At 62.7% G+C, this 20074-nt stretch carries 10 protein-coding genes; all 10 read left to right on the top strand.

Features of this window, described 5'->3' with window-relative positions; genetic code table 11:
- Window positions 1-338 precede the first annotated feature (338 nt).
- The 10 genes from RDM88_RS06125 to RDM88_RS06080 all read left to right on the top strand — a co-directional run bounded on the left by RDM88_RS06125 (window position 339) and on the right by RDM88_RS06080 (window position 19721).
- Complete coding sequence (locus tag RDM88_RS06125; RefSeq protein ID WP_308753986.1) at window positions 339-10271, top strand: right-handed parallel beta-helix repeat-containing protein; 9933 nt, start codon at window positions 339-341, stop codon at window positions 10269-10271.
- Between the two features lie 14 nt (window positions 10272-10285).
- Window positions 10286-10819: a hypothetical protein gene (locus RDM88_RS06120; protein WP_308753985.1), complete on the top strand. Its 534-nt coding sequence runs from the start codon at window positions 10286-10288 to the stop codon at window positions 10817-10819.
- A 101-nt stretch (window positions 10820-10920) separates the two neighbouring features.
- Entirely contained in the window at window positions 10921-11565 is a 645-nt protein-coding gene (locus RDM88_RS06115) for a hypothetical protein (RefSeq protein WP_308753984.1), read from the top strand.
- Window positions 11566-11766: 201 nt separating this feature from the next.
- Window positions 11767-12315 carry a hypothetical protein gene (locus tag RDM88_RS06110; protein ID WP_308753983.1) on the top strand — a complete coding sequence of 183 codons (549 nt, stop codon included), beginning with the start codon at window positions 11767-11769 and terminating at the stop codon, window positions 12313-12315.
- A 16-nt stretch (window positions 12316-12331) separates the two neighbouring features.
- A complete protein-coding gene (locus tag RDM88_RS06105; protein ID WP_308753982.1) occupies window positions 12332-12817 on the top strand; it encodes a hypothetical protein in 486 nt (161 codons plus the stop codon).
- Window positions 12818-13243: 426 nt separating this feature from the next.
- Window positions 13244-14593: a magnesium transporter gene (mgtE, locus tag RDM88_RS06100; RefSeq protein ID WP_308753981.1), complete on the top strand. Its 1350-nt coding sequence runs from the start codon at window positions 13244-13246 to the stop codon at window positions 14591-14593.
- 256 nt (window positions 14594-14849) lie between these two features.
- Window positions 14850-15869: a beta-propeller fold lactonase family protein gene (locus RDM88_RS06095; protein ID WP_308753980.1), complete on the top strand. Its 1020-nt coding sequence runs from the start codon at window positions 14850-14852 to the stop codon at window positions 15867-15869.
- A 3-nt stretch (window positions 15870-15872) separates the two neighbouring features.
- Window positions 15873-17288 (top strand): NADP-dependent phosphogluconate dehydrogenase, encoded by a 1416-nt coding sequence (gene gndA, locus RDM88_RS06090; protein ID WP_308753979.1) that lies wholly within the window; start codon window positions 15873-15875, stop codon window positions 17286-17288.
- Window positions 17285-18673 (top strand): glucose-6-phosphate dehydrogenase, encoded by a 1389-nt coding sequence (zwf, locus tag RDM88_RS06085; protein ID WP_308753978.1) that lies wholly within the window; start codon window positions 17285-17287, stop codon window positions 18671-18673. The genes gndA and zwf overlap by 4 nt, the downstream gene beginning before the upstream one ends.
- A gap of 445 nt (window positions 18674-19118) precedes the next feature.
- On the top strand, window positions 19119-19721 hold the full coding sequence (locus tag RDM88_RS06080) for a recombinase family protein (RefSeq protein ID WP_308753977.1): 603 nt from the start codon (window positions 19119-19121) through the stop codon (window positions 19719-19721).
- Window positions 19722-20074: the final 353 nt, after the last annotated feature.

Genomic DNA, 20074 nt, shown 5'->3' with positions numbered 1-20074 from the left:
TATCGACCTTCCCGTTCACGCGGAACCTGCATATTGAAGCGAAGGACGGCGGGAAAGCCGAGGGCGCGACCGAGGGCGATGAGAAGGTCACGGGCGACCCGGAAGCGAGCAATTCCGAAGCCAATTCGGAAGCGGACAGCTCGGAAGCCAGTTCGGAAACAAGCTCTGTGGAAAGCAGCGTCCCGGAGGAACCCGCAAGCTCGGAAGAGGCGGGCTCGGATGTGAGCGGCGTCCCGGAAGAGCCGGCATCGAGCGAAGAGAGCAAACAGGAAGAAAACAGCAAGCCCGATGAGGAGGCTCCTTCGTCAAAGCCCGAAGAGGAAAAAGCACCGAATTCCGTGAGTGAGTTTGTAGAGGCGGCGGCAAGCGCGCGTATCAATCTGGTGCGGGTGCTGTCGGCGGATATCACGGCGGATGAGATTGTGCCGCTGCCGGAGGGCGGCAAGCCGCAGGAAAAACCGGAGAGCAAGTCGGCGGACGACCCGGCGGCGAATACGAGCACCGAGGAGGAGAAAGCCCCTGCCCCGGCCGAAAGCAGTTCGGCCCCCGCGGTTTCCAGCGGCGAGGACGTGTCCTCGGGCGTTTCCTCCGACACGGGTTCGGACGCGAGCCAGGATAACAGCACGGATTCCAGCTCCGAGCCTTCAAGCTCGGATTCCTCGAGCTCCGACACGTCGAGTCCGGAGGTTTCGAGCACGGACGAGACAATGAGCGAGGGCAAGGTGACGGTGAACGAAGAGGGGGAACCGTTCCGGTTCCAGCGGAAGTTCACGGTGACGAAGAACGGGACCTACGTCGTGCGCATTTATGATGACGAGGGCCCGCTGGAGGAGCGCGCGTTCTATACGGAGGTGGAAGTGACCTCGCTGGGCGAGCTGACGGCGGAGATCGTGCCGGGCAGCTACGGGCAGTATGAGGTGGAGATGGCGTCGACCTATCCGGAGACGGACAGGTTCGTGGTGGAGTACATACCCGCGGCGCAGGCGATGTACCGCTCGCGGAGCGTCCAGCCGGTTGAAAACGAGCCGGTGGAAGTTCCGGTGGAGGACGTAACGGTAAAGACCGTCGACGACGGTGATGAAGATAAAGGCGAAGAGAACGCCCCGTCGGAGGTGACGGAGGCGAGCGCCGCCGTGCCCGCGAGCGCGGACGGAGTGTACACGGTCAAGGCGTTCCGCGGCGAAAACCTGCTGACCACGATGTCCCTGGACGCGCCCGAAGCGCTGGCCGCCGCGGGGACGCTGGCGGAGGTTTACTGGAACCCGACAACCTCGAGCAGTCCGGACGGCTCCGTTACCGGCGGCAGTCTGACGGGAGACGGATCAAAGAATTCTCCCGTTCTGACTCTTCAGATGGCGCTGGATTTGGTGATGGACGGCGGGACGATTTACAACGTGGCCAACTGGGAGATTGAGCAGAATTCCGTCTCGAACAGTTTTGATGGAAAAAACGCGAGGCTGGTCCGGTATAACCATACCTCGCCGATCTTTACGATCGGCAGCGGTCGTGTGCTGTCCCTGTCGAATATAACTCTGGATGCCGGCGGCGTCTACAGCGGAAGCGAAGCTGAAAAGGCCGCGCTCATCAACCTTGCAGGCGGCACGGTTGCGATTAACGCGGGCGTGCGGATGGAAAACGAGGCGCTGATCCGCTTTGAAACGACGGCTTCCAGCCCCGTCCAGCTTGCGGCGGCGCCGGCGGAGGGGACACAGTACGGCCTGCTGCTTTCCGACGCGTTTTCATCGATGGATCCGGTCAGCGTGGTGACCTGCACGGGGATTGCGGGTGCGGACGCGCTCGCCCATTTCGGCATTGAAAATCAGGGACGCGGCCTGCGCGTGAAGACAGGCGCTGCCAACACCATCGAGGCATACGATCTGCCGACCTATACGGGAGGAGTCTACCTCTCCGGGACCGGAGACGATGCGAAAAACGGCGATACGGCGGCCAACGCGGTCAAGACGTTCCACCGCGCCGCGGAAATCCTGAAAAACAGCAACCTGAAAGGATCGGGTGAAATTCGGATTACCGGAAGCCCGGTCGTGATCTCATCCACGCAGACATGGTCGCTCCCGGCCGCGGAGTATCCGTCCGCCAGCTTGGCGCGCAACGCCGGATATACCGGGGACCTGATCCAGATCGGCACGAGCGGGCGCACTCTGACGCTGGAAAATATCACGCTTGACGGCAAAAATATCAGCGCCACCAATATGATCAATTTGAGCAACGGGAATCTCGTTTTGGGAAATGGGGCGACGCTTCAAAACGGCAAGGGGATCGCTGTGGCGGTCAGCGGCGGCAGCCTGACGATGAATGCCGGAAGCAAAATAGCATCGTTTGTTCCGGATTTTGGCCAGGGCGGTATTAATATGACCGGCGGCAGTTTCCGAATGAATGGGGGCGCCATTCAAGACATTTCAAGTTATTATTATGGCGTAGGAATAAAGGGCGGGACCTTCACTATGACGGGAGGCCTCATTTCGGGCAACGGCACAGGCGTCAACACCACTTCGACGACTTCCGGTTCGACGACGACTTATGGGACTTTTGCCATGCAGGGCGGTTCGATTACGGGCAACACAACCGGAGTCAGCGGATCAGGAAAATTTGAACTTGACGGGGAGAACGCAACCATTTCGGATGTTATCAGTGTGGGAGCAAATGCCCCGATCCAGTTGACGAAAGCCCCGACAACTGGAAAACAGTTTCCGATAAAGTCTTCCGTTTCCCAAAAATCGGGGCAGGTTATGGTCACCCCGGGAACCGGAATGACGGACGTTTCTGGATATGCCGCAAATTTTGTATCCGCAGAGGCCGGATATGTCGTTGGAGGACTTGGAAAGGACCTGGTCCTGCTGGCAAAAGCGGTTTATGTGGACGGCCAAAACGGAAATAACAACAACGATGGCTCTACTCCGACTACGGCGAAAAAGACTGTTGACGGGGTGGACGGCGCCGCTGCGGCCCTGCGGGAATTGGTAAGCGCGGATGCCGATTCGGAGCCCGCGATTTATGTCTGCGATACGGTGAACGTCACAAGCGGAACGCATACTTGGGATCTGTCCGACCTCCCGGGCGCGATCATCCGGCAGTATAACGGCGGCAGCTTCAGCCCCGCCGCGCTGATCAAAACCAGCGGGACAGGGAACCTGACAATCAAGGGCGTCGTCATTGATGGCGGACAAAATGAGAACTGTTCGATCGATGCATTGGCAGAGGCTGCGGGAGGTACCCTGACGCTCGGTTCGGGCGTGGTTTTGCAGAGGCTTTACCGTAGGAATTCAGCCGTCAAGATAAGCGGCGGAACCCTTGTGTTGGAAAACGGCAGCGTCATTGGCAATGCGAGCAGCAACAACACGGGGAATGCCACAGAAAGAGGAAACGTCTGGATGACGTCCGGCTCCTTTGAAATGAAAGAAGGGGCGAAGATCAGCTATAACAAGGTCGACAACAATGACGGCGCGGTTAAAATCGAGGGCGGAACCTTTGTGATGACCGGCGGGGAAATCAGCAATAACTCTTCCGATGATTGTGGCGGCGTCTATATGACCGGCGGAACGTTTACCATGTCGGGAGGCGTTATCAATGGTAACACGACCTACTATGATACCTCCAGCGCGAAGGGCGGCGGCGTCTACGCCCAAAATGCCTCCTTTATCATGACCGGGGGCACCATTAGTGCCAACCAGACAGCTTATGGCGGCGGCGTCTATGTGGATGCCGGAGGAACTTTTGAACTGAGCGGCAGTGCGGTTATCCAGGACAATGTCGCAAAAGCCGGGGGGAAAGGCGTCTATGTGAACGGGACAAGGTTTGCAATGGGCGGAGGCTTTACCCTCGGCGGAAATATCGTGCTGGCGGCGGCGGACTGCCCGATTACACTGACGGATTCCCTGACCGGTACGGGAAACCATACGCTGACGGTTACCGACAACCTGATCGGCAAAACGGTTGTGGCGGGTACCGCGGCGGTTCCCGCGGGGCAGTATCTGACAAGCGGAAAGTTTGTGCTTGATGAAACCAGCGCGGTCACGGTGTCGCTTACAATATCCGGAAACGACATTCTGGCGGGCGGCAAAAACGTCTATTGGCATCCTGGCATTACAACCGGCGCGCACACGGGCGAAAGCCCGACCGACGCGGTCGCGACCCTGGCAGAGGCGAAGGAAAAAGCGCGGCAAAAAGGCAAGGACGCGATCATTTTCCTGTGCGCGACCTATAAAAGTACGGGTGAAACGCTTCGGATGGGCGAGGTGACGAACGGCACTGATACATGGACCCCCATCATTCGGCGGATGTCCGGGTTTACAGGTGAAATGATCTCCTACACGGGTACGCTGACATTGGAGGATATCATCCTCGATGGAAACAAGGACGCCTTCACAGCAATGGCGGACCCAATCGTAGCCGCCCAGAATTCCAATGCAATAAAACTGATTATCAAAAAGGGCGCCCAGATCATTAACAATCCGGGCGGGGGAGTGGATCTCTGGTACGGCAGCTTTGAGATGACCGACGGAAAGATCTCCGGGAACGTCAAAACGGGGTCTTCATCTTCAGTCCTGAACGGCCGGGGCATCTCGCTCCGCTCCTCTTCCTCTGTGACTGCGAATATCAGCGGAGGAGAAATTAGTGGGAACACGAATGGCGTTTATGTTGGCGGTTATACAAAATTGACCGTTTCGGGCGGAAAAATTTCAGGGAACGGCAGCGCGGGTTCCAGTATCAACGGGCCCGGCATCTATGTCTCGCTTTCCTCCAGCAGTGCCAAACCGGAGATCACCATCTCAGGCAATGCGGATATATCCGGCAATCTTTCCTCCGGCACTACCACCAACGGCGCTGTATATATCAATTCCAGCTTGGGAGACGCGGCTTTCAATATGACCGGCGGGAAAATTTCCGATAACTCCCTGCCGGGCCTTTACCTGAGTACCAAGCGGGCTTGCGCCATGTCCGGCGGTACGATCAGCGGCAACAAGGGCAGCGGAGTAATCATTTCCGGTTCGCAGACCATCTTCAACATGTCGGCTGGCACGATCTCCAACAATACCGGCGCGTCCTACGGCGGCGGCGTCTATTTAAACGGCTCCGCCTCGGGGACGTCGGCGTTCAACATGACCGGCGGCACGATTTCCAACAATACGGCAACGAGCGGCGGGGGCGGCGTCGCGGCGAACTACCGTCCTTTCACGATGAGCGGCAGCGCGGCGATAACCGGGAACAAGGTCACCGGGACCTCGTCGAGCTATGGCGGCGGCGGCGTCTACCTGTATAACGGTGCGACCGCAGCGTTGAACGGCGGTTCGATCTCGGGTTCAAACCAGGCCAAATACGGCGCGGGCCTCTATGTCTATAACGGAAGCGCGACGCTCGGCGGCACAAGCATTACCGGAAACACGACCACTGCCACGGGTTACGGTGGCGGCGCGTATATCGGGAGCGGTTCTTCCCTGACAATTAACAGCGGATCGATTTCCGGCAACACGGCGACCTATTCCGGAGGCGGCGTCTATGTCAACAGCGGCGTCCTGACGTTCAACAGCGGTTCCATTTCCCAGAATACCGCCAATTCCAGTTACGGCGGCGGCATCTGCGTATTGGGTACATCCAGCAAAACCGCGGCCGTGGACCTGAACGGCGGCTCCATTTCGGAGAATAAGGCCGGAGCATCAGGAAGCAATAACGGCGGCGGCATGTACATAGGGAACTACAGTACCGTCACGCTGCAGGGCACGGGCATTACGGGCAACAGGGGCCGGTATGGCGCGGGCGTCTATCTCACCGGAGCGAATGCCCAACTGACCGCGACCCGCGGGCGGATTTCCGGAAACACCCTCTATTCAGGCGGACAGGGCGCAGGAATCTATGTGGCTTCGCCCAACTTCATCCTGCAGGGCGGCGGCGCGGACATCTCCGACGATATTTACCTCTCCGGAACCTCCTATCCGATTAAGCTGCATAACTCAATCACGCAGACCTCCCGGCAGTATGAGGTTTCTCTGGCGACGGCCTTTGCCGCGGGGAACAACGTGGTGGAGAGCGGCGGCGACTATCCTTCCGGCGGCGCCTGGACCGCGTTGAGCCATTTCTATACGAACAAGACGGGCGCGATCCTCGGACGGTCGGCGGACGATCAGATCGGCGTTCAGACGGTCATCTTCCTCGACGGCACCAAGAGCGCCTCCGGGGACGGCAGCACGCCCGACAAGGCGTTCAACAACTTTGCGGCTGCCAGCGCCAAATTGGAAGCGGCGGGCAGCACGGCGATCTACATCTCCGGCCCCGTGACCGTCAGCGGCACGGAAAGCTGGACCCTTCCCGCCGGCAAGTCCCTGCGCCGCTACTCCGGCTTCTCGGTCGCGGGCAAGGACGAATTTGCTCCCTACTACGGGGACATGATCGTCGTGCCGGCGAACGCGGAACTGAACCTTGACGCCATCACGATCGAAGGCCGCCACAGCCAGGACATCGGCTTTACGGCGGCGGGCTCGATCATCCGGGTGAACGGCGGCACGGTCAACATGAACGCGGGCGCCACGCTGCAAAACAACACGACCTCCGGAAACGGCGGCGCGGTGCGCGTCGACGGCGGAACCTTCAACCTGAACGCCGGTACGATCGCGAATACCACAGCGAAGCTGGGCGGCGCGGTCTACCAGAACGGAACCTTCAACGTAAAATCCGCGGCCACTGTTTCGGGCGGCGTCTACCTCGGCGCGGGCAAAACAGTCGGCGTCAGCGGCAGCGCCGGCACACGGCTCAGCCTCGATATGGACGACGCGGAAAACGCACGCGCGGTCGTAACTTATACCAGCGCGCCGACCAGCGCGAATCTCAGCACCGAGCTGGCGAAGTACACCCTTTCGGACGATGTCGCACCGCTCTATAAACTCGCGCGGAGGACTGACGACACCAAAATCTTCGAGCTGCAGGAAAAGGGCGGCATCTATGTCGACGGGAACGCGGCGGCCGGCGGCGACGGCACCGAACCCTCCAAGGCGGTCAGGACGCTCCAAGAGGCCTACCAAAAGCTGGCGGGTACGGGCGGCGGAACCATCTACGTGGTGAACCCGGTGACGGTCAGCGGTACGATCGCGCTGGGCAGAAGCTACGCCGAGGGCGGTACGACGGTTGACGCGGGCGGCCCGGTGACAATCAAGCGGTATTCCAAACCGGATGCCTTCACGACGCAGAGCAATACGGATACCCTCATCAACGTCACGGGCGGTACGCTGACGCTCGCCGAGGGCCTCACGGTCGACGGGCACAGCGCCCCGGTCACGCAGGGCAAGGACACTGTCCGGGCCCCGGCCGTGGAGGCGGCGGCCCCGCTGATCTCGGTCAGCGGCGGAACGGTGCTCGTCCAGAGCGGCGCGGTCCTCAGGGACAATCACAACCCCTCCGGGAACGGCGGCGCGGTGGCGACGAGCGGTTCGGGGACCCTGACGATGACCGGCGGTACGATCGCGAATATGAAAGCGTCACAGGGCGCGGCGGTCTACCACAGCGGAACGGCGCTCAATCTGAGCGGCGGCCCGTCGATCTCGGGCGAGGTCTACCTGAACGGCGCGGGCAAGGTCATCAGCGTGCCGGGCAGCACCATTGGAGACGCCGCCCTGACAATCGGCATCGACAGCGCGAGCGCAGAGGAAAACCGCGCCGTGGTAACCTACTCCGCGACGCCGACCGCGGCGGTGGAAATGCCGAAGTACACCCTCAGCGACGCGGTGTCGGCGGCGTTCTACCTGAGCGCGAATGGAAACAGCCTGGTGCTCACGGCCAAGGGCGCGGTCTACCTGAACGGTTCTTCCGGCAATGATGCGAATACGGGTGCAAGCCCGGCGCAGGCGGTCAGGACGCTGGGCATGGCATACCAGCAGATGAACTCGAACAACGCGAACACCCTCTACATCGTCGCTGATGTGACGATCGATTCGGCGGTCGAGTTGAACGGCAGGTACTGCTATGCCGACGGCAAGACGTACGACGCGGGCGCGCCGGTGACCATCCGGCGCTACTCCAAACCGACGAATCCGCCAACTGGATTTACTGTTGTCAGCAATACTGGCCTGATCTTTTTGATCAAAGAGGGCGGAAGCCTGACGCTCGAAAATATTACGATCGACGGCCACCGCCGCGCGATCACCTCCGGAAAACCCTCGGTCGTCGCCGAGGGCATAGCGGGCGCGCCTGCCATCAGATTAGAGGGGGGCGCATTGTTCCTCAATGAGGGCGCGGTCCTGCAAAATAACGAAGGTGTTTTGGGTGGAACCCAAGGCGCGATCTACGCCTACGGCAGGGCACTGGGTGGAGAATACACCCCCACACCCGCATCGGTTGTAATCAACGGCGGAAAGGTCACCGGAAACGGTGGAACAAGCCAGTTTACTACGGGCGGTATCGCTATGAGCGATAATTCCTCCTTCAAAATGACGGCCGGCGAAATCTGCGGGAACGATGGGCTTTACGGCGCCGGGATCATGCTATTGCGAGGGGCGAAAGCGGAGATCACCGGCGGGAGCATTTGGGGAAACATGGGCACGGGCCTCTTGGTCGATGGCGGAGAGGCCACGCTGAAAAACTGCGTCGTCGCGGACAACGCGGTAGAGCTTACATACAGCCTCTTCAGTGAAATGGGAGGCGGCATTCATATCGCCTCGGGCACCGTGACCGCTGAGAATCTGACTTTGAGGGGCAACACAACGGAAGGAGGCCCCGCCGGAATCTACCAGGGGGGCACGCTGAATCTGCGCGGCGAGGCAACCTCGTTCGATGCGGACCAGACGGTCTATCTGAAAGGCGACAAGACGATCAACGTGACCGGATCCCTGCCCTCCGAGGCGTGCATCCCGCTTGACATGGACCGCGATGAAAGCATCTTCAAGGCGGGCCGCGCGGTGGTTTCCTTCGCGGAGGGGGTGACGACGGACGCGGCTGGCGAGACCGGTAAATTCGAACTGGCGCGCGACATCAATTTTGCGCTGGTCACGAACGCCTCCGACAAGAGGATTCTCGAGCTGGGCGCAAAGCGTTCGATCACAGCCCAGCCGGCCGACACGTTCGTGAAGCTGGGAGACGCGGCGTCCTTTACCATCACAACGGCGGGAGACACCCCGACGGGCTACCGCATCTTCAACAAGACGAAGAAAGCCTATGTAGGCAGCGAGGTCAAAGCGGTAACATCGGCGGACGACCCCAATACGGTGACCGTCTCCTTCACGCCGACGCTCGCGGACGGCGCGGGCGAATACCAGGTCGAAGCGGTGTACGGTACTGGCGCGAGCGAGGAAACCCTGCGAAGCGACCCGGCGGTGCTCTCCCTCTGGGAGCTTGCTTACGGCGAGGGCCGCGACGCGCTGACCACCCTGCCTGAGGTAACGGCTATGGTGCCGAACGACGCGGTGAGCTTCACGGTTCACAGCGGATACGACAGTGCCGTGAAGCTGCAGGTGGGGAGCTACCAGTACACGGCGGACGACGGGTTCGACATCGGGTGGGCTGGCTCGGATTATGTTACCACCCAAATCAATCGTACCACTTGGGGGAGTACGGATGCGATGTCCAACATTGTGTTCCAGTATTACGAGGAGAATAGCTATGTACCTATCTCTCCCGAGACCAGCCATAAATCGGATGTAGCCGCCGGCGGGACGCACAACTTCTTCATCAATCTCTACAACGGCAACGCGATCGCGGAACGGCATATCGGCACGCTGGGCATGACCCTGTCGTTGCTGGACGGCGGCACGGAGGCGGAAAAATCCTCCAGCGCCGCCGAGGTCAAATTCCTGATGCAGCCCGCGGCGATCAACGCGACCCTGCCGCTCGCCGTGCAGTCCTACGGCTACGGCGCGGACGGCTCGGTGGCGGTCCCGACGAACTACGGCATCCAGAACGGCTCCAACTTCCCGATCAAGGTGACCGGCCTGACGGCGAAAGCCGCCGCGGATTTCCGGCTCATGGACCCGTCCTCCTTCGTGGAGGGCGCGGACAGGACCTACAAGGTCAACAAAAACCAGATGTCCCACGGGCAGGCGACGCTGCGGCTGAACGACCGGCAGATCACGACCGCCGCCGCGGGCGGGAGCTGGACGGCGGGCGCGGACTTCACCGGATGGGCGATCAAGGGGGCGGCGTCCGAAGGGGCGTGGGTCTCCTACCCGATCGCGATCGAAAGCTACATCGCCAAGGGCGAGGACAGCACGACTGGGAAGCAGCTCGCCGAGGTGACCTACACGGTGGGCGTCTCGCCCGAGAGCGTGAGCTGAGGAGGTGATGTGAAATGAACGAGACCGAAGGCGCCCCGCGGAAAAGGCGGGGGCGCGCATGGCTTGCCGCCGCGCTTGCGGCGATCCTGGTCGCGGCCGCGGCCGGGGGGTTCTTCTGGTGGCGAAGGAACCAGCAGGAGAACAGCTTCTTTGACGTGAGCGCGCTGACCGGCGCGCTGCCGGGAAAGAGCGAGGAGGAGGTCATTGCCGAGCTCAACCGGGTGGTGGACGAGGGCATGTTCAACATCGCGATCAATTCCTACATCACCTTCCCGGACGGGCGGAGCGAGGGCGTCGCAAACATCGAGAACGTCCCGGGGAACCGCTACAACATGACGGTGTCGATCGTTCTGGACGACACCGGAGAAACCGTTTACCAATCCAAGGGCATCAAGCCGGGCCAATACATACAGAAAATCAGGCTCGACGAGGAGCTGCCCGAGGGTTTCTATTACGCGACCGCGGTATTTACCGCCTACGCGCAGGATGAGGCGCACACCCGCGTCGGCCAGGCCGCCGCGAAAATCCAACTGGAAGTGGGAGGCTGAGGCGGCCGTCATCCGGCAGAAGGGGGAATGCGAGCGAAACGGGCATCCATAAAACGTCATTATAAAACCCATATCATATCAACATCAGGAGGTCAAAAATCATGAAAAAAATGTTAGCAGCACTTCTCGCGGTATCCATCGTCCTGACCCTGAGCATCTCCGCTTTCGCGGCCGGCGAAACCAGCATGGCGGAGCCCACCCAGATCAGCCCGGACGCGAACGGCAAGTACAGCGCGAACACCTCTTTTAACCTCACGGTCGACAAGGACGCGACCAACCCCGACCTGAACTCCCAGATCAATGTTTCCGTACCTCTCTCCGTTGCCATGTACGGCTACGGCGCCGACGGTTCCGCCGCCGAGCCGACCGAGTACCGCATCGAGAACAAGGGCAAGATCGCCGTCAAGGTGACGAACATCACTTCTGCCGGTCAGAATGGCTGGTCGCTGCAGGCCCCGACCGCGATCGGTAGCCCGACCCTGAGCGGCGGCAAGCTGAACATCGCGGACTACAAGCCCGGCGACAACAACCTGACCGCGAAACAGCTGGTGCTCTACATCAACGGCGTGAGCGTCGACTCCGAGATCACCGACCCGGTCGCCGCCGACTGGACCGTCAATGCTCCGGCTGAAGGAGTTACCGAAGCGGTCAAGAAGATGCTCCCGCTCGAGTGCTTCGTCGCGAAGGGCGATTCCGCTGCCAGCGCGCTGGCCGTCAAGGTCACCTACACGATCGCCGCCGCGTAATCGGAGGGAATACCTGTTTGCGCTTTCAATGAAACATTTTTTCGGGAACCCCGCGCGGAAATCCTCCGCGCGGGGCCCCGGCCCCCTTTTTACGAACGCACACCCTGGCCCGCGGGGAATTCCCCGCGCCCCAAATTTGGAAGCACACGCCCGGGAGGGCGGTTTCGATAGAAAAATCACAGGATAGGCGGGTCGGAAGGCATGGACGAACTGAAAACCCCAGAGAAGATGGAATCCCGGACGGACGGCGGCAAAAAGCTGCTGCTCGCGGCCTGCGTGCTGCTCGCGGCGGCGCTTGTGGTCCTTCTGGTCATCCTGCTGCGCACCCCGAAGGCGGGACCGTCCGGCGTCGTGCGGGACACGGCCGCGCTGGCCGGGCAGCTGGAGAACAAGACGGAGGATGAGATCATCGCCGAGCTCAACCGGGTGGTGGACGAGGGGATGTTCAACATCTCGATCAACGCGACCCCGACCTTTCCGGACGGAAAATCGGAAGGGCCGCTCCAGATTGAAAACGTGCCGGGCAACCGGTACCTGATGCAGGTGCAGATCACGCTGGACGACACGGGCGAGCTCATCTATGAGACGGGGCTGATCGAGCCCAACCACCACATCCAGACGGCAAGGCTGGATGTGGAGCTGGATAAGGGCGAGTACCTCGCGACGGCTGTATTCAACGCCTACGACCCCCAAACGGAGGAGTACGTCGGTTCGGCGGGCGCGAAAATGACCATCACGGTCTTGAATTGACAGGGGAGGGACCAGAATGAAACGAATGACCAGGCTGCTTGCGGGGTGCTTTCTGAGCCTCTGCCTGCTGTTTTCCGGCGTGACGGCGCTGGCCGCTCCGGACGATACGGGCGAGGTGATCGACCCGTCCCTCCCGGCGGCCGCCGGCCGGGCAAACACCCCGGAGGAGGAGACCGGAAACCCTTCCGGCACCGAGGTGGGAGACGCGGGCGGCTTCACGCTCGGCGAGGACGGCAGGCTTCAGGCCTCGACCGCCTTTTTCCTAACGATTGAAAAGGCGCCCTCCGGCGGCGGAGGCTCGGACGGAAGCTCGGGCGGTTCCGGCGGCATCCTGCGCCCGCTCGTCCCGCTCGACGTGAAAATCATCGAGGAAATCCCCATCCCGGTTTCGCCGATTCCCGACACGGGCGACGGCTCGCTGCCGCCCGCGCTGCTCTTTGCGCTGCTCGCGTCGTCGGGCGTGGCCGCCGCGGTCTGCTCGCGGCGGAAGAAGAACCCCTGAACATGCATTTTCCGGCCGGCCCCGCTCTTTGGAGAGAGCGGGGCCGGCCTTCCCCATGTCAGGCGTGGAGGGCGCGGGCTTGGGCGCAAGCCGCGAAGTTTTCATAAATGCAAAAAATACGGCGAAAAACGGTTGAAACGGGCGCGAAAAAGTGCTATTCTCGAGCCAGGGGATTTTTACGGAAAAAATCGCCGAATTGAGCAAAAAGGAGGAAAAATCAGTGGATAACTGCGGCCGAAGTACCAAAACAGACAGCGACGTTCCGTTGCGGGCCGGGGAAACCGCGTTTCCGCCTGATTTTTCCCGCAGATAGCATCCCGCAGGAATATCGCCGTACAGGGGCGCCGGGTTTGGCCGGGGTCCCCGTGCGGTTTTGTCTTTTTGGAGCTTCCTCGCTGTAACGAAAGAAGACAGGAGGATGAACCAATGGAAATGGAATACGATTTCAACCTGCTCATGGGTTACCTTGAAAACCGCGATTACCGCAGCCTGCGCGCTGCGCTCGCCGAAGAAAATGAGGTCGACATCGCCGACTTCATCGAGCGGCTCCCGCAGGAAAAGGCGACCGTCGCCTTCCGCACGCTGCCCAAGGAGCTGGCGGCGGAGGTTTTTTCCAACCTGCCGCCCGAGACCCGGCAGGTGATCGTCGGGTCGATCACCGACAAGGAGCTCTCCGCCATCGTGGAGGACCTCTTTGTGGACGACGCGGTCGACATGCTCGAGGAGCTGCCCGCCAGCGTCGTGAAGCGGGTGCTCAGAAGCGCCGCGCCCGAGACCCGCAGCCTCATCAACCAGTTCCTCAACTACCCCGAGAACTCGGTCGGCAGCATCATGACGGCGGAGTTCATCGACCTGCGCAAGTCAATGACCGTGCGGGACGCGATCAAGCGCATCCGCCGCACCGGAGAGGACAGCGAGCTGATTTACACCTGCTATGTGATCGACGACAGCCGCCTGCTCGAAGGGGTCGTGACGGTCAAGGACCTGCTGCTCGCCCAGGACGAGGAGACGATCGGCGCGCTGATGGAGTCCGACGTGATCACCGCCGAGACGACCGAGGACCGGGAGGAGGCCGTCCAGCGGATGATGAAGTACGACTTCATCTCGATGCCGGTGGTCGACCGGGAAAACCGCCTGGTCGGCATCGTCACCGTCGACGACGTGATGGACGTCATGGAGGAGGAGGCCACCGAGGACTTCGAGAAGATGGCCGCCATCGTCCCTTCCGAGCGCCCCTACCTGCGTACCGGCGTCTTTTCCCTCGCGAAAAACCGCATCGTCTGGCTGCTCGTGCTCATGGTGTCGGGCATGATCACCGGCGGCATCCTCGGGCGGTACGAGGCCGCCTTCGCCGCCATGCCGCTGCTTGTCACCTTCATCCCCATGCTCACCGACACGGGCGGCAACGCGGGCAGCCAGTCGAGCACGCTGGTCATCCGCGGCATGGCCGTCGGCGACATCCGGCCCGCCGATTTCTTTCAGGTGCTGTGGAAGGAGCTGCGGGTCAGCCTCGTCGTCGGCGCGGCGCTCTCGGCCGTCAACTTCGCGCGGCTGCTGATCACCCATCCCGGCAGCCCCGCCCTCGCGATGACCGTTGCACTCGCCCTCTTCGCCACCGTCGTCATGGCCAAGACGATCGGCGGTGTGCTCCCGATGGCCGCGCGGATGCTCAAAGCCGACCCCGCCATCATGGCCGCCCCACTCATCACCACGATCGTGGACGCGTTCGCGCTCGTTATCTATTTTTCGGTGGCGCAGGCGCTGCTCGGCCTGTGACGGAGGGGACGCGCCCCGGGACCGCCGAAGCGGTCCCGGGGCATTTTTGATATGGGGTTGACTTTTTAACTGTAAGTGATATCATTACAGTTAGAGGAAAAATTTTCGGCTGACGCGCGGCCTTCCCCTTGACAATCGAAGCGGAGCGGCATATGATAATGGCATAATAAATAACAGTTATTGTTATTAATTCTGCGGGCGCGCATAAACCGGCGGGCCCTGCGGTATGCTTGTGACAGATGGAAAGGAATCAGAAATGGGAATTCTCACGGGATACCTCGGCACCTACGACTCTCCCCGCAGCCGCGGCGTTTTCCGCTTCTCCTTCGACGAGGAGACGGGCGCGCTCACCGCGCCCGAGCTTCTCTTTGAGGCGCCCGACGCGAAATACCTCGCGCTGCGGGAGGGCCTGCTCGCGGCGCCGGTGTGGCGGGGAAGCCGCGCGGGGCTCTGCCTCGCTGACCTGCGCTCGCCCGGCGGGCCCTGCACCGTCGAATACCTCTGCGAGACGGCCCCCGGCTGTTATACCGCCTTTGACGGGAACCGGGTTTACAGCGCGAACTTCCATGAGGGGACGGTGACCGTCTACCGGCTGGAGGCGGATGCGCCCCTCCTTGAAGAGCGGATCGAAATTTCCCCGGGGGCCGGCTGCCACCAGGTGCTGGCGCGGGGGGCGCTGCTGCTTGTGCCCTGCATGAACCTCGACGAGATCCGTTTATTCGACCGGGAGAGCCTCGCCCCCGCGGGGAGCATTCCCTTCCCGAAGGGGAGCGGGCCGCGCCACGGGGCGTTCGACCGGGCGGGGGAGCGGCTCTTCGTGGCGGCGCAGGGGGATAACCGGCTCTACAGCTTCGCGGCCGGGCCGGAGGGTTTCTTCCCGGCCGGGTCCGAACCGCTGCTGCCGCCAGGCGCGCGGGAGGGGAGCGAGGCGGCGGCCGTGCGGCTCTCGAACGACGAGCGGTTTCTCTACGTGTCCGTGCGGGGAGAAAATGTGGTCGCCGTGCTGGAAGCCGGGGGGACGCACGCGCGGGTGATCCAGCGCGCGCCCTGCGGCGGCGACCACCCGCGCGACATCCTGCTCTCCCCCGACGGGCGGTTCCTGCTCGTCGCGAACCGGAACGCGGGCGGGCTCGTCAGCTTCGCGGTCGACCGGGAGACGGGACGCATTGGAAGGGAATGCGCGCGTGTGGACGCGCGCGAAGGGGTGGCGGTTGTGCTCGACGCCCCGCAGAAAGAAGCTCAGGCCGCCCCGGAGGCGGCGGGAAAGGATGGATGATGGATGCAGGCGCTTTTTGATATCGGAATGGTGGGGCTTTCAGTGATGGGCCGGAGCCTCGCGCTCAACATGGCGGACCACGGCTTTCGGGTGGCGGGCTACAACCGCAGCCGGGAGGTGACCGAGCAGGTGATGCGGGAGCACCCGCATGAGAACCTGTCGCCCTTTTACAGCCTTCAGGAGCTCGTGGCGGCCCTCAGACGGCCCCGGAGGGTCATGCTGATGATCCAGGCCGGCCCGCCGGTCGACGCGGTTATCGGGCAGCTGGAGCCGCTGCTTGAGGAGGGGGATATCATCCTCGACGGCGGCAACTCCTTCTTCGAGGACACCCGGCGGCGGCAGGCCGCGCTCGAAAAGAAGGGGCTGGTCTACTTCGGCGTGGGCGTCTCGGGCGGCGAGGAGGGCGCGCGGCACGGCCCCTCGATCATGCCGGGCGGCGGCGAGGGGGCCTACCCGTTTATCCGCCCGATGCTGGAGGCGGTGGCCGCGCGCGCCGGGGGGGAGCCCTGCTGCGCCTACATCGGCCCGGACGGCGCGGGGCACTATGTCAAGATGGTGCACAACGGCATCGAATACGCCGACATGCAGCTCATCGCGGAGAGCTACCTGCTGCTGAAGCATGTGGGGGGCTTTTCCAACCGGGAGCTGGCGGACGTCTTCGCGCGCTGGAACGAGGGGGAGCTGCGCAGCTTCCTGGTCGGCATCACGGCGGGCGTCTTCCGTGAGCGGGACGATCTGGCGGAGGGGGAGCTCATCGACCGGATCGTCGACAGCGCCGCCCAGAAGGGCACCGGCCGCTGGGCGAGCATCGAGGCGCTCCGGCAGGGGGTGGACCTCTCGATGATCACCGCCGCCTGCAACGCCCGCATCCTCTCCAACCGGCTGGAGGAGCGCGCCGCGGCCGCGAGGCTGCTGCCCGGGCCGGCGCCGGCCCGGGCGGAGGACCGGGACGCCTTTGCCGAACAGGTGCGCGAGGGGCTCTACGCCGCGAAGATCGCCGCCTACGCGCAGGGCTTCGCGCTGCTGCGCGACGCGTCCGGGCGCTACGGATGGGACCTCCGGCTCGGGGAGATCGCGTCGATCTTCCGCGCCGGGTGCATCATCCAGGCCGCCTTCCTCGACGACATCACCGCCGCCTACCGGCGGAACCCGGGCCTCGAAAACCTCATGCTGGACGAATTCTTCCGCGCGCGGGTCGCCCAAAACCAGCGGAGTCTGCGCGCCGCCGCGGGGGCGGGGATCGCCTCCGGGCTGCCGCTGCCCGTGATGACCGCCGCCGTCTCCTATCTCGACGCCTTCCGGGGCGCGCATGTCGGCGCGAACCTCATCCAGGCGCAGCGCGACTGGTTCGGCGCGCACACCTTCCTGCGCACCGACCGGGAGGGCAGCTTCCACCACGAATGGGGGAAGGGATTATGAAGGCGTTCACCATCTTCGGCGGTACCGGCGACCTCACCTTCCGCAAGCTGCTGCCCGCCCTCTACAACGCCGGCGAATCGGGCGGGCCGGGCGCGGATTACCGGATCCTCATCGTCGGGCGGCGGGACTACACCGACGGGAGCTACCGCGAACTCGCGCGCGAATGGGTCCGCAAATACGCCCGCCTGCCCTACTCCGAGGAGGCGTTCGGCCGGTTCGCCGGGCGCATCGGCTACTACCGGATGGATTTTTCCGACCCGGCGGCTTATGCCGGGCTGGAGGAATACTATGAGGCGGAGGGGGTCGACGGGCACATCTTCTACCTCGCGGTCGCACCCCGCTTCTTCGGCGTGATTGCCGACGGGCTCGCCGCTGTGCGCGGCGCGCGCCGGGGCAAGGTCATCCTCGAAAAGCCGTTCGGCGAGAGCCTCGCGGCCGCCGGGGAGCTCAACCGCAGGCTGGAGGCCTTCTTCGATCCGGAAAACATCTACCGCATCGACCACTACCTCGGCAAGGAGATGGTCCGCAACATCCAGACCATCCGCTTCACCAACCCCATCTTCACCAACCTCTGGGACGCGCGGTTCATCGAGTCGGTGCAGATTTCCGCCCTCGAGGAGGAGGGGGTCGGCACGCGCGGCGGCTATTACGACACGAGCGGCGCGCTCAAGGACATGGTGCAGAACCACCTGTTCCAGATCCTGTCGATCGTCGCCATGGAGCGTCCCGCGCGGTTTTCCGGTCCCGAGATGCACGCCGAGCAGCTCAAGGTCCTGCGCGCCCTGCGCCTGCCCGAAGCGGGCGGGGTGCGCGACGCCCTGCTGCTCGGGCAGTACGCGGGCTACCGCGCGGAAAAGGCGGTCGCGCCCGACTCCTCCACCGAGACATACGCCGCGCTGCGCCTCTTCATCGACAACGACCGCTGGCGGGGCGCGCCCTTTTACATCCGCACCGGCAAAAAGCTCGGCCGGCGGGAGATGCAGGTCGCGGTTGTCTTCCGCCGACCCTCCCCCGACGTGGCCCACGACGTGCTCCTTATCAAGATCCAGCCCACCGAGGGGGTCTACCTGCAGTTCAACATCAAGCGCCCCGGCGACACCGACGAGGTCGCGCAGGCGAAGATGGACTTCTGCCAGAGCTGCTCGCTCGAAAACCGCATCAACACCCCCGAGGCGTACGAACGGTTGCTCGGCGCCTGCATCCGCGGGGAGCGGTCGTGGTTCTCCCAGTGGGACCAGATCGAAACGAGCTGGCGGTTCGTCGAGCGCCTGCGGGAGCTTGGCCGTGCGGGGGACCTGCCGGTCCTGCCCTACGAGCCCGGTTCGATGGGCCCGCCCGAGGCGGACGCGCTGCTCGCGCGGTTTGGGCACGGCTGGTTTCAGTGAACGGAGCGCGCGGCGCGGGCGCCTTTTTTCCGCGCGCCGAAAGCCCGACCTTGCAAATTGCGGAAAAGTTCTATATAATAGGCACTATAATCGTTGAATTATGGTGAAACCAAAGAGAACGGGTACCCGACGATGACATTGTGGTAACGAGCGTCATGCCTGCCGACAGAAATCCACGCCCGGCCCCGCGTCCTGGTTCAATTGAAAAGGACATTGTTGTCAAAGCGGCTCCAAACCACAACCCGGTTTGGAGCCGCTTTTGCTTTTCACAGCCTGATTCTGTCAGATTTAACAGGATTTGCACCCGCCCCCGCCGCTCATGCGGCGCGCGGAGCGGGAAACAAGAGGACGACGGGTGTTTTATCGCGCTTCCCGGTGATACTACCTTATGGCACGTTCGGGGAAATGGCGCCGGCGTATTCGCGCCGGAGGAGGGGAAGGATTTTTGGAGACACGTATATTCGGCTACGCGCGGGTGTCGACCCGGGATCAGAACGAGGACCGCCAGCTTATCGCGTTGGCCGAGGCCCGGGTGCGCCCGGAATTCCTCTTTGTGGACAAGCAGAGCGGCAAGGATTTCAACCGCCCCGCCTACCGCAAGCTCTACCGGAAGCTCAAAAAGGGGGATATGCTCGTCGTCAAAAGCATCGACCGGCTGGGCCGCAATTACCAGGAGATCATGGAGGAATGGCGCAACATCACCAAAAAGAAGGGCGCCGACATCCGCGTGCTCGACATGCCGCTGCTCGACACCAGCCAGAGCCGCGACCTGCTCGGAACCTTCATCAGCGACCTGGTGCTCCAGCTCCTCTCCTTTGTGGCCCAGAACGAGCGGGAGAACATCCGCCGCCGGCAGGCCGAGGGGATCGCCGCCGCCAAGGCGCGCGGGGTCGAATTCGGCCGTCCCCTCAAGTCGCTGCCCAACCACTTTGACGAACTGCTCGGCCAATGGCGGCGCAAGGAGCTGACCGCCGCCGAGATCGCCAAGCTGTGCGGCGTCAGCCGCTCGACCATCTACCGCCGCCGGAAGCAGACGGGGGAGAGTTGAGCCTGCCGGCTGTCGACCGACGGCGGCTTTAGGTTTTCCGCCCAGTGAGAGGAGGGCTTGTCGGTAGTCGACCGGCGGCGAGTTCCTTTCTTTACGTCAAAGAAAGGAACCAAAGAAGGACGCCTAAGAACCCTCCGCCGGGTTCTTAGGAATCTCCGGGAGTACCTTGCCAAGACCCGCAGACTGCCGCCGCTCCCCAAGGGTACACTAGCTGAAGGCTCAACCTAATCTCGGCGCTCCCAACAGCGGGAAACGGCAGACACACAGCGAGCTTGCCGGGAGGGGGCACACGGGGGAGGGCGGCTCACCCTCCCCCGTGAGGCGCACGCGCATCGGCTTGACCGATCGCGAGG

The organism is uncultured Anaerotruncus sp., assembly GCF_902490045.1.
Classification (GTDB): domain Bacteria; phylum Bacillota; class Clostridia; order Oscillospirales; family Ruminococcaceae; genus Anaerotruncus.
This window is presented reverse-complemented; position numbering and strand designations above follow the sequence as displayed.

Bases quoted from the DNA above. Each gene is read 5' to 3' on its own strand.
- RDM88_RS06105 (WP_308753982.1), top strand. From the start codon at position 12,332: ATGAAACGAATGACCAGGCTGCTTGCGGGGTGCTTTCTGAGCCTCTGC.
- gndA (WP_308753979.1), top strand. From the start codon at position 15,873: ATGCAGGCGCTTTTTGATATCGGAATGGTGGGGCTTTCAGTGATGGGC.
- RDM88_RS06095 (WP_308753980.1), top strand. From the start codon at position 14,850: ATGGGAATTCTCACGGGATACCTCGGCACCTACGACTCTCCCCGCAGC.
- zwf (WP_308753978.1), top strand. From the start codon at position 17,285: ATGAAGGCGTTCACCATCTTCGGCGGTACCGGCGACCTCACCTTCCGC.
- RDM88_RS06110 (WP_308753983.1), top strand. From the start codon at position 11,767: ATGGACGAACTGAAAACCCCAGAGAAGATGGAATCCCGGACGGACGGC.
- RDM88_RS06120 (WP_308753985.1), top strand. From the start codon at position 10,286: ATGAACGAGACCGAAGGCGCCCCGCGGAAAAGGCGGGGGCGCGCATGG.
- RDM88_RS06115 (WP_308753984.1), top strand. From the start codon at position 10,921: ATGAAAAAAATGTTAGCAGCACTTCTCGCGGTATCCATCGTCCTGACC.
- mgtE (WP_308753981.1), top strand. From the start codon at position 13,244: ATGGAAATGGAATACGATTTCAACCTGCTCATGGGTTACCTTGAAAAC.